Below are 15,510 nucleotides of genomic sequence, written 5' to 3' on the forward strand. Positions count from 1 at the left end.
ATGGATTTCTTGATCCTTGTTAGAACGGTGATCTAACTTCTTCGTTGACTTGGCTCCTTAAATAATAACTAACGGAAAAGAGAACGGACAGATTGAGTACCATACTACTTAATTAATCTAAATAGAGAGAAATAATAAGGACACTGCTACCAAATAATATGAATGATTTTTCAGGTCATAACTTTGTTTTTTTATTAAATAAAGTGAACAATTAAGAAAAAAAGTATATCTTTGCACCGCAAATTTAAAAAATATATGGACAGTAACCCGTCAAATATAATAAAATCATCAACCTGCGCTTAGTGGGGGAGTGGGCCGTTCCCGCCTTCTTTCTGGCGCATAAACAGGGAAGTAATACATGACTTCTTTTACACACTTTGTCTGAATCGATTTCTTGACTCCAATCCTTTGGTCTTGGAAGACCCTTGGAAGTTCTCTGATTATATATATCCGATTTTTTCCTATAAGTAATTATCGATGAGACGATCCTCGTGGCAGGGCTCGCAGTAGTTGCTAAATGGATGAACGGGAATACAGTATATTACGAACATTAATATAGTATATTACGAACATTAATATAGCATTTATGATGCTGTAAAAACAAATATACAAATGATGATAACAAGAAAAATTACTTTAAGATACATTCTTCTTATGAGATTATGTTTCCTGTGTGTATTATTAGCCACAGGAATTTCAAGTACTGTTCTGGCACAGTCTGAAGACACCCTGAAAAATGAACGCTTTTCCATACATGGGCAGGTAACCGTAATATCTCAATATAAACCATCTTTTCATGCGGCCTATTCAGGAACAAACAGCCTGATCTCTAAAGGTGAATCCAAGCGATCACTGACAACAACTTTATTCTTTGGTGTAAGGTTGTGGAAGGGTGGAAGTCTCTTTATTGGACCGGAAATATCAGGTGGCGCGGGCTTGAGCGGTTCTGCTGGAGTAGGAGCATCTACCAACGGTGAGGCGTATAGAGTAGACAGCCCTGCACCATCCTTTGAATTAGGTCGACTATATCTTACTCAAATTATTCCTTTGAGCAGCAATAAGGTTTATCAATGTGACGACATCAATCAATTAGGAGGGATGATCCCGACTGAATATATAGCCTTGACGATTGGGAAAATTTGTGTATCTGATGTTTTTGACACTAATAAATACAGTCATGATCCAAGAACACAATTTATGAGTTGGGGACTTATGGACAATGGTGCATGGGATTTCGCAGCGAACACCAAAGGATACACTCCCAGTATAGTGTTAGAATGGGTTACACCGCATAATGCATTACGTTATGGCATCTCGTTGCTTCCAAAGATCGCAAATGGAATGCAAATGGATTGGCGACTTCAAAGATCCAGCTCCCATTCTTTGGAATACACTCACAATTATTCCCTCGATGGAGAAAAGGGAAGTATCCGGTTGTTCTCATTCATCAACTGGGCAAATATGGGAAACTATGAGGAAAGTTTAAAATTGGATCCTACTTCTCCCGATCTGTCTAGGACAGAGAAAGCCGGTAGGACCAAATATGGCTTTGGAGTCAACCTTGAGCAAGAGATAAATGACTTTATGGGTGTATTTTTCAGAGCGGGATGGAATGACGGTCATAACGAGACATGGGCTTTTACAGAAGTCGATCGTACATTGAGTGCCGGAATTTCTGCTGATGGCAGTAAATGGCATCGTAAAAATGACACGGTGGGACTGGCATACGTAATATCGGCATTGTCAAATTCCCACCGTGATTATCTTAAAGCCGGTGGATATGGATTCGAACTGGGTGACGGACATTTAGATTACGGTTTGGAAAATCTCTCAGAACTGTATTATTCATTTGCCTTGAAAGATAATTTGTTCATTTCGGGGGCATATCAATTTATTATTAACCCAGGATATAATCGAAGCCGTGGCCCTGTAAATGTATTGAGCCTGAGAATCCATGCCGTTTTTTAATATTTGATTTCAGCAGAATGCGTATCCGACTCTGACAAATTCTAAAAATAAATAAGTTGCCCTCAATGTTGCAAATGATATTGGAATAGTTTATATTTGCATAATATAAAAAAGGAGGTAATTATGTTTGGAAGATACACTAAAGATTTGGATGACAAGTATGGTTGGAATGATCCCTTCCTTACTTCAAGAACCCTTTCCCAGCCAGACTGTGTAACATCCAGCAACAGAAAGGGGCATAAGCCTGACTCAGTGTCGCCTGTTTTACACGGCAAGTGAGGAACTCTTTATCATCATATCAGATAATCACAATAACTAAATATCGCAAAGTATTTGTTTTTAATGCTTTGCGATATATTATATATTTATAATCTATAAGAGCATCCTTGTCAAAGAAATCAACTTGAAGCGTATCCTCGTAGGGACTCCAATTGCCATAGATTATACCGTTATGGGCTATCACCGGATAGAAATTGCCACTGTTGTTATGGGTACGATGGCGTTGTCCTGGCGGAAGGACGAGGTCACGACTCTTATAGCCGATCAGATATTCATCATAGGGTGGAAGAAGCTGTGCGGAATCCTTGTGTACGACATCCTTCAAACAGATAGAAATTCCGGCCTCCCCATGGTATTATATACAATCTTTTCCTAATATCTGATCACCGAATATAAAGTCACTGAAATATTTTGTATTACAGATGATTTCTGCAAGTTTTTTTGATGATACCCGTTTTCCGGTACATCAGTGATTGGGTATCAGTGTGAAGTAGGACAAAACGCATTTTTCTGCCATGGACAGGTCATCAACTGCATTTGATCCCGGCATCGTGTCAAGTTGAATCTTTGGGAATGGGCGATACGAATAACCATTCTGACTATCAATACTTTCCGAAATGATCGGCGAAGAATTTTTCTGTTCTTGAAAGAAAAAGGATGAAAAACTATCCGAAATCATAGAAAAATGTATCTTTGTATCGCAATACTCCTTTTACAAAGAGTAAAGAAGTTGTTATGTCCAGGCTATGAGCCTGAAAAATAGTGGATTACGAGTATTAAGAGATACGAGTATGGTAAATAAGACTTCAGCACTTTCGGGTACGCCAGTACCACCGAGAGGGCAGTTGGCAAGGGCATAAAATAATCAAGGGAACTATGAAACCGGATGGTACGGTAACCTCGATTATAGCCGACGAAAACGGTTGTTTTCCAAAGGGCAAACACGTTACTTGGATTGACAGACAGTCAGGTCAAGGAATAGGGAGAATATCTCCGGAGGATGAAAAGATCAGTCAGAAATGGGCTGAGGATCCTGCCTCGTGGGGCTATTTGTTTATCCATAATAAGAAAGTGGACAAGTTTGAAGCCGAGGTGAACAAGGAGGGCCATTGCCGCTGCTTTGTCCACCGGTCCGTTTTCTATGAGAAAGCCAGACATGGCGTCAGGAAGATAGAGAAACCTTCAATCAGTGGTTTTGTCTTCCTGCAGGGCAGTACCAAATTTCTTCAACAATATTTGCATGAGCATTATCCTACCCTTCATCTGGTCAAGGATCACAACACCAATGTTCCGGCTGTGATCCCCGACGTTCAGATGCAACCTTTCATGCAGATCATGAAGGATGACCCTACCCGGATCCGGATCCTGCAAAATTCCATTGATCACTATGCTGAGGGGAATGTCAGGATACGGGTACTTACGGGTGTTCTGAAAGGTCAGGAAGGTTATGTCATCAGGATGGCTCATGACCACAAGTTCGTCATGAAGGTGGGAGATATGGTCGTGGCGGTCGGCAGTATATACAAGGAAGAATTTGAAGAAGTACAGGATCTAGTGGACTCGAGCCGTCAGGCAATGGATAATGGCTAATATTTGCATAGGAATGAGGAACTATATCAAAATAGATCAAGGCTAGGTGAATATCAAAGTATCGGGATTCATTTTCAAAGAAGGAAAATCATGGATAGCTTACTGTCCATCACTTGACTTGTCTGGCTATGATATAACGGAGGATGGAGCAAAGAAAGATTTTGACTGGATCCTTCAAGACTGGTTGAAGATGCAGACCTGCAATAAAACCCTTGATGAAGACCTTAAAAAGCATGGTGGGACTATAGATCAAAGTAAGTGGTCTGAACCAGACTTCAAGGAACTGCTTGAGAAAGATAAATTGATGGATTATATCCCAAACTCATATTGATCCTGTACCTGAATTTATTATTAAATCAAATCTTAGAACGATGGGAGTTGCTCGTAAAGACTTCTTGGAATGGTTAAGGAACAGAGTCACAATCTGACGGTGACCAAAATACACTATTTCGGTAGGGTAAAATGCACCATTTTGGTCCTTGTGTTCTAAAGCCTGAAAACTTTAATAATTGGCTACGACCTTAGGAATAGTTTATCTGACCAGCTGGCCATAGATTAAAATCTCTTCAGTCTTATTCGCAATAAAAAATTAGGGACACTCTGTGGTGACCTGTTTATAGGGTGTGGACATCAATTGGAAACTTACACAAATAGGAGTGTACAAGAATAAAAAGGTTCTGAAATGTTGCTTTATAATGAAACTTTTGCTATCTTTGTGAAGTGAAACGTAAAATAAAAACATACGGAGGATATTTTGAGGCTTTCATGAATACCTTGAAAGAAAAAGAGCAGGAAAAAATCTAATATGGGTTGCTTCTTTTAAAAACGCAGGGTAGGTTATCCAAAAAGTTTGTCAGAATTATTCGTGAAGGACTGTATGAATTACGAACAGAATACAAGGGCAATATTTATCGTGTGTTTTTTATATTTGATGATGGTAATATCGTTGTGTTGTTCAATGGTTTCCAAAAGAAGACACAAAAGACACCAATTTCTGAAATTGATAAGGCATTAAGAATTAAGGAGGTATATTATGGAGATAAACAATCACAAAATCGTTGATTACGATGCCATTTTGGATGCAAAATTTGGGAAGGAAGGGACTTCAGAACGTGTCGAGGCGGAGAATAAGGCTTACACTTTTTATACAAGCCAGATCTTGGTTGATGCGAGAAAAGAAGCAAAAGTGACTCAGTCTGAACTTGCAAAACGTATTCATTCCACGAAGTCCTATATATCACGTATTGAAAATGGTGCCATCGTTCCAAGTGCAGGTGTATTTTATCGTATCATGGATGCTTTAGGATTGCGAGTAGAGATTGTAAAGCCTATCGTTTAGCGGTAAGTGGTAAGCGTCCAAAATAGGCATCTTGCAAGCCCCCTTAATAAATGTTACATTTGTGCTCACATCAGAAATCAGAAATCAGGAATGAGGGTGAGTACGACAGATTTAGAGAAACCACTCTTCCCTACAAGACGGAAGAAAAGAATAGGTCCATCCGGACATTTTGTGTAAAACAACGGTGTCAACTCCACCATATACTGGTCAGCCGGCCAAGGATGAAATTTTTTTTGATAGATTGTTGTTAAATGCGCAAGTTTTCTTTCTTTTTGATTTTACAAACCCTCTCAAAACGGCGATAGAATTCACCAAGTAGTCTTCGGTCCGAAATACGCGATTCTCAGCGAATATCCGCAAAATGCTATGTATCAATGGCTTCCGATTTGTTTACACGCAATTTTACCTTTCCGGCTCGGTAATCAACGTTCGTTTAGGGTCCAATCGCCGTACGCTTGCACCCTGACTCCAATGCTTTTACCACCTGAAAGCATTGGAGTGACCACCTAAACGAACGGCGATTGGAAAACGGGATACTGAAAATGTAAATGGAAATGAAGAATAGTAAAGATTCGAGACATTTTCAATTTCTATTTGAAGGAAATTCCATGATGGCTTTCAAAAAGCAAAGTGTAAGTGAAATGTGGTTTTGGATGACAGAAAGTCATTTGCGGACGGTAACCGTCCATTTCTCCGTCATGCGTTGTAAAAAACAAGTTATACCTTTGTGTGTGAAATAATATTTTATCACACAATGGAAGAAAAAAGAAACCAACCGGACTACGCGGCCATCATCAGGGAATATAGAATGTATGGAGGCAGTGGTTCAATGAAACGGTTCTGCGAGGAAAACGATTATAACTACCCAAATGTCAATCGCTACTATAGAAAACATTTCTGGGACAGATACTCCCTGCCTAAGACAGGCAGCAGCCCGGTCAGGATTGATGTGGTTCCGGACGGGTCCCTGCCCGATGGCGGTCAGCCAGCCATTAAGTCAGATCAAAAAATACAGCGTTTCAGTGTCAGGTTTGATAACGGGACTTTTTTAAAACCGTATGATAAGACGAAATTTTATAGACAGCCTTATAGAGAATCATGAAGGCTCGATGTGGTTCATAGAAGAGTTTAGAAAACTGTTTGGAGTTGAATGCAATCTCACCTGTAGTTTACATCAAGGATCTTCTGGTGAAGTTTGCAGACGAGAATATCTCAAATCAAACACTTTTGCCCTGTTATTACGCAAAAGTTTGTTAATAACAAAAGTTTAACATTTATGAGTAAAATCTGGGGACGTCCATAAACAGGACGTTTCCTGGTAGCTCATGGGATAATAGACGTTTACATATTGTTCAAGTCGATGTTCGTACAAGGTTCAGTACTGAAAACAAAAGTTCTTTGGATGTACATAGATTTATTAGATCAACATCAAATACTATAGTTGAAATATGAGTAAACTAAAAGAAAAGCTTAAGTCGGCATTGTTTATAATGAACGCAATGCTGAAGTGGAAGAAGGAGATACCTATCGTCTACGAAAAGGAAGATGGTAACTTACTCAAAGGGAAGGTTGCTCTGATAACGGGTGGTTCTGGTGGTATCGGTTTGGCAATAGCTAAGAAGTTCATTGAGTGCGGCTGCAAGGTTATTGTAGCTGGTACGAATGAACAGAAGCTGAGAGCTAAGTGCGAAACACTCGGTGGCGGATGCAAGCACATGGTTCTTAATGTAAGTCAAGTATCAAAGTTTGATTTTTATATCAAAGAGGCAGCTGCAATGTTTGGTCGCATAGATATACTTGTTTGTAGTCATGGAAGACATACGGGTCGGAGCCACTTCGACTTTTTAAATGTCACTGAGGAAGAATATGACACTGTTATGAATGTAAACCTCAAAGGCACTTACTTCCTTTGTCAGACTATGGCGAAGTACATGATTGCCAACAATATCAAGGGACATGTTCTCATAATCTCTTCTCATAGAGCTTTGGAGGCATCGTGGTCGCCTTATAGATTGTCCAAGCGCGGTATTGCAGGTATCACCGAAGGTATGGCACAGCGGTTATTACAATACGGAATCGTTGTAAATGCAATAGGCCCTGGACCATCTGCAACGGCAATGCAAGACGAACTTGTGGAAGGCAGTATTTATACACCTAATAATCCGATAGAAAGATATACTTTGCCGGAAGAAGTTGCAGAGTATGCTAAGATGATGGTCAGTGATTTGGGTAATACCATTATCGGACAGACCCTTTATATGTCTGGAGGAGCAGGTGTCGTTGTACGCAAATAGTTTTGACTTATACTAAATCATAAAATATGACGAAAGTATCAATCATTGTACCAATCTATAATGCGGAGCGGTACTTAGGTGAATGTATAGCCTCAATATTGACTCAGAGCTATAAAGACATCGAGGTAATATTGGTAAACGATGGGAGTATAGATGGTTCATTGTCGATATGCGAGTCTTATGCAAAAACAGATGACAGAATAATAATAATCAATAAAGCGAATTCTGGAGTAAGCGAAACACGAAATGTGGGGATTGAAGCTGCAACAGGAGAATACGTATGTTTTTCTGACGCTGATGATTACTTGATGCCTGATTACGTTGAGTATCTTTTGAAACTTTGCAAGCTGTATGATGCTGATATAGCTTATTCATCAGAAATGTTTACTACGTTTCATAAAGAACAGATTGAACAAGATGAAGTAAGAATTCTGACACCAGAGTTAGCCACCGAGGCAATACTTCTTTATAATGCTCCGGTTGGTGTATATAGTAAGATGTTTAGAAGAGATTTTTTACTATTGAAACATATCAGGTTCTATTCAAATATATTCATAGGAGAAGGTTTCAACTTCAATACTTATGCATTTCAACGTGCAAACAAAGTAGTTGCAGGGAAACGTAAGATATACTTCTATAGGCGTGACAACAATGAATCAGCAATGACTCATTTTAATGTGAGAAAGTGCACGATGGCAATAGAAGCAATAACTCAAATTCGTAAGGATCTTATGATTAAGACCAAGAGAGTTAAGCTTGCTCTTGATTATGCTGACTGGCATACACATTGTGACATGTTCATTTGGATGGCAAATGCACATGTTGCTCATCTATATCCTAATGTTTACAAGGAATGCCTGTCTTACGGTAGGGAAAAGGCTATCGTAGCGTTAAGAGTTAAGGGGATAAGGATTATCGAAAGGCTTAAATCACCATTTATGATGTTATGTCCTAAACTATTAGCAAAGATTATGGACAGCAGAAATAGAAAAACAATGCGACTTAGCATTAAAATACACGGGGGTAGTACATTTTCGGATAATATTGCTCATCTTTGTGTTTATCAAACTCTTACACCCTACCGAGTTTGTGCATGAAACTTAACAGCAATACTATTATGAAGAAAGTTTCAATCGTTGTACCACTTTATAAATCAGAGTCATTTCTAAACAAACTGATAGACTCAGTTCTGAATCAAACCTATGAGAACTTTGAATTAATTCTTGTAGATGACGGCTCACCAGATAATAGTGGAAAGATAGGAGATGAATATGCTAAGAAAGATGACAGGGTTATGTCACTCCATAAGAGCAACGGAGGATGTTGTGATGCCCGTAACTATGGATTAGACAGAGCCACAGGAGATTATCTGATGTTCGCTGACGGTGATGATTGGATGGAACCAGATTGTATTGAGTATCTTGTGAGCTTGATGGAGAATAATCATTGTGAGATGGCTACCACAGACAGCGTCTTCACAACAAGAAATCGCGTTCAAAACGAAGTGGATAATATTCTTGTCAGCAGTAGTGCTGATGCGATGGCTGACATCTTATATGTCAAAATCCCATTAGGTCCTTGGAATAAGATATATACTATGAGCGTCATCCGCGAACATAACCTTCGCTTTGACATACCATGGTTTGGTGAAGGGTTGTACTTCTCTGTGATGGCAGCCCAGTTCTCCAATAAGGTCGCCATCGGACACAGAAGAGTCTACAACTATCGATTGAATAATCCAAATAGTGGATTGACAAAGCATGAAGTGCAACATGCTATCAATGCGATGTGGAATATAAGAAATATTAAGGAGAAGTTGGAAATTCGGACTCCTGTAACCATGCATGCTGTGAATTGGCATCTCTGCTTTAATTGCAACTTCTTGATGGAGTATATTATTTGGGCGGGCATGCCGGCAGAATATACAGAACTCTATAAAAGCACTAAGAAGGAATTCAGATCGATAGCATTCAAGTGTATAACTCAGGCTGCAGTACCGATGAAGAAAAAGGTTTACCTTGCAACAGCAACGGTTTGGCCAGTATGGGTTGCAAAGTTCATGGCATGGCGTACAAAACGCAAGTTTAAAGTTGATACCATGTCATAATACTGATTTTGAAGATGAACATAAAAGTAATAACAAGACATGGACCATCAAACTATGGTTCTCTTTTACAGTCAATCGCAACATTAAAGTTGCTGAATCGTCTTGGTGTCGACGCTGAAATTATTGACTATCAGCGTGATGATGAAAGGGGGCTAAAAGCTGTTCTTGCCAACGTAAACCATAAAGAAGGGTATTCAAATCCATTGAAAAAGTTCTTGTATGTCGCCGTTCGGTTTCCTATGGAATGGAGGGCTCAGCATAAGTTTGATGGCATGCGTAAGAAATATCTCAAGATGACCAAACGATGTGAAAATACAAGAGATCTGGAAAATCTTCGTGCTGATATCTTTATGACAGGAAGTGATCAGGTATGGGGACCTGTGCTCACAGATGCTTATGATAAGAATTATTTTCTTGATTTTGTTGATGAAGATACAAAAAAAGTTGCTTATGCAGCAAGTTTTGGAAAGACAGAATTTGTTGATACTACTGTTGCTGCTTATAAAAGGATGCTTGTTCGATATAGTAACATTAGTGTAAGAGAGAATAGTGCGCAGGAATTATTGAGAAAGTGGAATATTCCATGTGCAGGACAAGTCTTGGATCCTACAATGCTTTTAACAGGTGAAGAATGGAGCAAGTTTATTAAGAAAAATAGGCCAAGTGGATATGTACTTGTTTATCAACTTCACAATAATGTCCAACTAAGTTCATACGCAAAATCATTTGCTAAAGAGGTGAATCTTCCTTTATATAGAGTGTCTCCTTCATTGCACCAGTTCTGCCGTGGAGGCAAGTTTATATATTTACCGGATTTAGGTGATTTTCTTTCTGCAATAAAAAATTGTTCATATCTTATAACGGATTCATTTCATGGTACTTGTTTTGCCATTAATTTTAATAAACAATTTGTGGAAGTGCTCCCGAAAAACGGCACTGCATCAAGAAATCAGAGTATTTTAAAATTGACAGGTCTTTTGGATAGAATTGTAACAGTCCCTAACGATCTGTCAGTCATCGATAAAGATATAGACTATAAAAGTGTCAACGCTGTTTTGGATAGAGAGCGCAGAAACTCTATCGATATATTGAAAAAGATAATAGATGAATAAAGAACCCGATCTGATCAATTATGGAATGGACATCAAAATATAAAAACTTATGAAAGAACCTTTTTACAGAATTTTCTCAATCGATAAAGAACATAATCGAGCTACTCTGCAACATTTTGAGTCAGAGGATAGTATATCTGCTTATATCGACCAGATTGTTGAGGAAAACAATAACCACCATGACAGAAATTATGGCTTTACACCTAATGATACATTCTTCCCGAAAGTGATAGAAACACTTCTCCCAAAAGAAGATAACATAGATAACATCTGTCAACTAATAGCCGATCGTTTGCTTGAGAAAGAAATAGAAGCCAACAATAAAATAAAACAGACCAATAAGTCTATACCGGCAAGCTTCCTTATCATTGCGCTAAATGTTAATAAATCGTGTGAATGCCAAATGTTGTTTATAAAGGCCGACAAAACGAGCTTCATCAATACTGTTTCTGGCAGGATGGATGTGGGATTGCCCGCCAAGAAGAAGATATTCAAATCTTGTGTTTTCGATATAATTATTAAAGACGAGAAGATAAAAATAAACCATATCGTCTCCCATGATGCCAACTCGCAAGGAAAATCTGTATATTGGTTTCATAATTTTCTGTGTCTTGATGAGGAAAGAAGTGATGAGGCAAATACCAAAGAAGCCTTCAAAATCGTCAAGAAAAAGATTCTTGATCCTATCAAGAAAGAACATAAGCAGGACTATCTGAATATCCGCAATGCCGTGATTCACTATTTCCGCAGTGATGGTGACTTTGATGTAGAAGACTTTCGGGATAATGTTATTGGCGGCTATCATCCGTTTGATGGTAATCTGGATGTTGAAGACCTTAAAAAGAAAATAGACAAGATATCTGAGCTGGGAACCATAGATAACAGGTTTCAAAAGAAACCAGAGGTAATCAAAGATAAGTTTAAGGAAACAGTAAAACTTTCCGATGATATAGAATTGCATTTGCTTCAAGACATTCAGGATGTTGACAAAGTCATTCAATCTGGTAATGATAATGGCCGCAAATACATCAAGATTTACAGCGACACGGGTTATGAATATGCAAAAGGACTCACAAGAAGATAAGCTATGACAGATTGGGTTAGAAGCATAATAGATATTTTTATAAAGACACAATCTGAGCAGCTTTCAATAGAAGAAACTGAGGACTATGTTTCTTTGGAGTTCTATTTTGAGAATAAAGAGAAACGTCAATTACCATCCTCATTTCCTAATGGTTATGTTTCATCAAGAGATAATATAACCATCAGATGGAAAGACTATGATGATGAAGATTATGAGAATACTGACTTTATTTCTTCCAAAAATAACTGGATTGATTTTTCCAAAGATTTCAATAAAACAAGTGATGAAAATCTGACGGTCAAGGTGCAAATTAGTAAAAATGTCTCCAATCACATTATTTCTGTTTATGACTATAAAATTTTTTCTGACTATTTGGTTAAACTTGATTATAAAGTCTTTATTCGCATCTTTAATGATCTCGATAAGAAAGATTGCTCATATTTTGAGGTACAGAATAAAAATTTCCAGTGTTGGAATACTAACACTTTTGTTTTTATTGGTAAAAAAGCCACTTGTACTAAGCCCAAACTAGTAGAGAATAAATTAGCGAGACTTGAATTATGGAAACATACATGCAAGTCAGACATACAGGATATCAATCTCTTGCCAGATGATTTTTACATCAGAGATTACAGTAGTACAGTCGCTTTACAAACTAAATTTCATAACGCTTGCATAGCATTGTCTTTAGCTTATATAGCTAATGATACTAATTCCGATGATCTGGGTTGTCACATACATCTTTCCGGCTATTCTGTTATCAACAAGAATATAGATTTAGAGAAAACTAAGTTTGATTTTAATAACTGGAATTTATTGAAAATTTACCAATGGATTTATGCCAACGAACAAATTTACGACAAACTGAATATTGCCCGAAACATATTATCGTTGAATGGCCAAACTAATTTACTGGATACAACAGACGAAGTCTTGGGGATAATGGTATCTAATCACAACATCTTTATAAAAGAGAATGTCGATAGATTTATCAAAGTTCGTAATGACATAAGCAATTTTCTTCTTAGTTATAGGAGTAAAGTTGATGAAGCCATAGACAAATATGTAGACAGAATGAGGCAGAACATGCTTGTCGTTGCAAGTTTTATATTGTCAACCATCATATTGAAAGTCATATCCAAGGAAAATGTTAGCGGCTTCTGCTTCTCGGCTTCTATTCTATGGATAATTATGATACTGATAGTAGTTTCTGCGGTACAACTCTGGTTGAATTATAGAAATATTTCTTCTAAGGAACCAAAATACGACAAAATACTAAGTAGTGTTCGTCACGAGTACTCTAGTTTGCTGGACGAAGGAGAGCTGAAGGTTCTCAAAGATGCTGATGAAGATTGGGGAAAAAAGAAAAAACGTATAACAGGAGCTTGGATTTCCACACTTATCATATTGGTTTTGGCTGATATTGTGTTTCTTATCTTCTTACATAGATGAAAATACTTTTAGCGAATAAGTTTTATTACCGTCGGGGTGGTGATTGCATCTATATGATGAACCTCGAACAGCTGTTAAAAAAGCATGGGCATGAGGTAGCTGTATTTTCTCAGCAATATCATCAAAATCTTTCTTCGAAATGGTCAAAATACTTTCCTTCAGAGATGAAGGGTTTGAAAGTTCTGACGAGACCGTTTGGAGATGGAGAGACTAAGCGGAAATTCTGCAAACTCTGTGATGATTTTCATCCTGATGTAGTCCATCTTAATAATATTCATACACAGTTGTCACCAGTCATTGCAGAAATTGCTCATGAAAAAGGTATCCGTTTGGTATGGACATTACATGACTATAAACTGTTGTGTCCTCGTTATGACTGTCTACGTAGTGGAGAAAACTGTGAATTATGCTTTGATCCGAAAAATAAGGGAAACTGCTTTAAGTATTCTTGTATGAAAGGTGGTATGATTGGAAGCTGGATTGGATATAAGGAAGCAAAGAAATGGAATAAGGGGAGATTGGAAAGTTATACCGATACATTCATTTGTCCTTCATATTTTATGCAGGAAGAAATGGAAAAAGGTGGCTTTGACAGGAATAAACTTATCACGCTTTGCAATTTTATAGATGTAGAAAAGTGTAAAAGGCAAGATTATACTAAAGAGAATTATTATTGTTATGTAGGACGTTTGAGCCATGAAAAGGGTGTAATGACTTTGCTGGAAGCCGCCAATCGGTTGCCTTACCGGCTTGTCATAATCGGTGACGGTCCTTTGGCGAGTGAATTAAAAGCTAAGGCACATTCTCAAATTGAGTTTGTCGGTTATAAGGATTGGGATGAGATTAAAGAACTGGTTGGTAAAGCTCATTTTTCTGTAATTCCATCGGAATGGTATGAAAATAGTCCTTTGTCAGCCATTGAAGCGAAATGTCTCGGTACTCCTGTTCTTGGGGCTCGGATTGGTGGTATTCCTGAGTTAATAGATGAAGGAAATAGTGGTATGACGTTTGAATCCAAGAATGTCGAAGATCTTAAAGAAAAAATAGAATTGATGTGGAACGCATCATTTGATTGTAAAAAGATTGCAGAGTCAGCAATGAAGCGGTATAATGCTGAGAAATATTATCAGAATATAATAAACGTTTTTAAGTGCCCAACTGCATAAGGACAATATTTTTTCTTATATTATATGTTTCTTGCTTTTATAATTATTAATATTAAAAAATGATTTTCAGCTATATTCTTACATTACTTGCTCCTTTGTTAGGAAGTGCAAGAGCACTTATAGGAAGTAAATTATCGAACGGCGATTTTTTCTCAAAGGATTATACAACAATATTGAAAGGACTTTGTTGTTTGATAGTTATTTATGTTCACATTTCTGTTAATAATGGTAATCGTTTGCAGGATGCTATCTCTTCTTTTGGATATGTAGCAGTAACAATTTTCTTTCTTATTTCGGCTTATGGTATGCTATTGAGTTCTGAAAAAAAAGAAAATTATCTTAAACACTTTTGGAGAAATCGACTTATATCGTTACTGATACCTGTCCTTTTTGTAAATGTGACAGTTTTCATTTTTGCATCAATTCGGGGGTTACTTCTTTGGCAAAGTTTATACGAGATAAATGGATATGTTTTTGTGCTGTTGCAATTTTGTGTATTGTTCTATATTGTAGAATGGATAAAAAGAAAATGGTTTGTTAATAACTGGAGGCTTGGAGATGGATTGCTTATTGCTGGTGTGGTAATGTCTAGCTTTTGTCTTTATATTTTTGCTTATACTAATATTAGTTCCAAGTCTGGTTGGTGTTTTGAACGAATGGGATTAGTTTGGGGAATCTTATTATATCGATATTTTGATAGAATAAAGAAATGGATGGATAACCATAGATTGGTTAAATCGTTGATATTATGTATTATATGCTCATTAATAGGTGTTGCTTATTTGAAATATAAGTTTGTCTGGTTTTGGGGAGCTTTTATGTTAAAGATTGTCTTGGGATTTATGATTATCATGTTCCTCTTTACAGCTACATCAAACAGACGTTTCAATAATCGTATTAGTTTATGGCTTGGTAATATTTCTTACGAGGTGTACCTTAGTCACGGTCTAGTGATTGATACACTCGCGTATTATTGTGGTGGTCTTAATTCTGGATGGTTTATTTTATTTACTGTAACATTGACTTTAATATTAAGTACTTTGATTCATACAATAGATAAACCAATCGTAAAAAAATTAAGATATAAGTCTCGTTAATTTTCTCATAGCTACTAATATA

Annotated in this window: 14 protein-coding genes and 1 pseudogene; 14 read left to right on the plus strand and 1 reads right to left on the minus strand. The window is 37.4% G+C overall.

All coding sequences use genetic code 11. The features are described from left to right. Positions 1-612: 612 nt before the first annotated feature. Positions 613-1,968: a carbohydrate porin gene (locus tag ACYRYG_RS01155; RefSeq protein ID WP_294077367.1), complete on the plus strand. Its 1,356-nt coding sequence runs from the start codon at positions 613-615 to the stop codon at positions 1,966-1,968. Between the two features lie 298 nt (positions 1,969-2,266). Here ACYRYG_RS01155 and ACYRYG_RS01160 read toward each other — a convergent pair whose 3' ends face one another. Continuing rightward, complete coding sequence (locus tag ACYRYG_RS01160) at positions 2,267-2,572, minus strand: DNA glycosylase AlkZ-like family protein (RefSeq protein ID WP_294075836.1); 306 nt, start codon at positions 2,570-2,572, stop codon at positions 2,267-2,269. A 551-nt stretch (positions 2,573-3,123) separates the two neighbouring features. Here ACYRYG_RS01160 and ACYRYG_RS01165 point away from each other — a divergent pair. The 13 genes and pseudogenes from ACYRYG_RS01165 (at position 3,124) to ACYRYG_RS01225 (ending at position 15,488) form a co-directional block, all read left to right on the plus strand. After that, positions 3,124-3,837 (plus strand): hypothetical protein, encoded by a 714-nt coding sequence (locus ACYRYG_RS01165; protein WP_460197357.1) that lies wholly within the window; start codon positions 3,124-3,126, stop codon positions 3,835-3,837. Between the two features lie 46 nt (positions 3,838-3,883). Next, positions 3,884-4,168 (plus strand): hypothetical protein, encoded by a 285-nt coding sequence (locus ACYRYG_RS01170; protein WP_293422841.1) that lies wholly within the window; start codon positions 3,884-3,886, stop codon positions 4,166-4,168. 434 nt (positions 4,169-4,602) lie between these two features. Continuing rightward, positions 4,603-4,899: pseudogene (locus ACYRYG_RS01175) on the plus strand (type II toxin-antitoxin system RelE/ParE family toxin). Then, on the plus strand, positions 4,871-5,176 hold the full coding sequence (locus tag ACYRYG_RS01180) for a helix-turn-helix domain-containing protein (RefSeq protein WP_294075834.1): 306 nt from the start codon (positions 4,871-4,873) through the stop codon (positions 5,174-5,176). Before ACYRYG_RS01175 ends, ACYRYG_RS01180 begins: the two are co-directional and overlap by 29 nt. Before the next feature lie 754 nt (positions 5,177-5,930). Next, a complete protein-coding gene (locus ACYRYG_RS01185; protein ID WP_460197359.1) occupies positions 5,931-6,278 on the plus strand; it encodes a hypothetical protein in 348 nt (115 codons plus the stop codon). 346 nt (positions 6,279-6,624) lie between these two features. Next, positions 6,625-7,470: an SDR family NAD(P)-dependent oxidoreductase gene (locus tag ACYRYG_RS01190; RefSeq protein WP_460197361.1), complete on the plus strand. Its 846-nt coding sequence runs from the start codon at positions 6,625-6,627 to the stop codon at positions 7,468-7,470. 26 nt (positions 7,471-7,496) lie between these two features. Continuing rightward, on the plus strand, positions 7,497-8,567 hold the full coding sequence (locus ACYRYG_RS01195) for a glycosyltransferase family 2 protein (RefSeq protein WP_460197363.1): 1,071 nt from the start codon (positions 7,497-7,499) through the stop codon (positions 8,565-8,567). Between the two features lie 20 nt (positions 8,568-8,587). Next, positions 8,588-9,577 (plus strand): glycosyltransferase family 2 protein, encoded by a 990-nt coding sequence (locus ACYRYG_RS01200; protein WP_460197364.1) that lies wholly within the window; start codon positions 8,588-8,590, stop codon positions 9,575-9,577. 14 nt (positions 9,578-9,591) lie between these two features. After that, positions 9,592-10,689, plus strand: coding sequence for a polysaccharide pyruvyl transferase family protein (locus ACYRYG_RS01205; RefSeq protein ID WP_460197365.1), 1,098 nt, complete (start codon positions 9,592-9,594; stop codon positions 10,687-10,689). A gap of 49 nt (positions 10,690-10,738) precedes the next feature. Beyond that, positions 10,739-11,773: a hypothetical protein gene (locus ACYRYG_RS01210; RefSeq protein ID WP_460197367.1), complete on the plus strand. Its 1,035-nt coding sequence runs from the start codon at positions 10,739-10,741 to the stop codon at positions 11,771-11,773. Positions 11,774-11,776: 3 nt separating this feature from the next. Next, positions 11,777-13,225 (plus strand): hypothetical protein, encoded by a 1,449-nt coding sequence (locus ACYRYG_RS01215; RefSeq protein ID WP_460197368.1) that lies wholly within the window; start codon positions 11,777-11,779, stop codon positions 13,223-13,225. Next, positions 13,222-14,391 carry a glycosyltransferase gene (locus tag ACYRYG_RS01220; RefSeq protein WP_460197370.1) on the plus strand — a complete coding sequence of 390 codons (1,170 nt, stop codon included), beginning with the start codon at positions 13,222-13,224 and terminating at the stop codon, positions 14,389-14,391. The genes ACYRYG_RS01215 and ACYRYG_RS01220 overlap by 4 nt, the downstream gene beginning before the upstream one ends. 59 nt (positions 14,392-14,450) lie before the next feature. Continuing rightward, on the plus strand, positions 14,451-15,488 hold the full coding sequence (locus ACYRYG_RS01225; protein WP_460197372.1) for an acyltransferase family protein: 1,038 nt from the start codon (positions 14,451-14,453) through the stop codon (positions 15,486-15,488). The last annotated feature ends 22 nt before the right edge of the window (positions 15,489-15,510 follow it).

It is taken from the genome of Segatella asaccharophila (genome assembly GCF_054687055.1).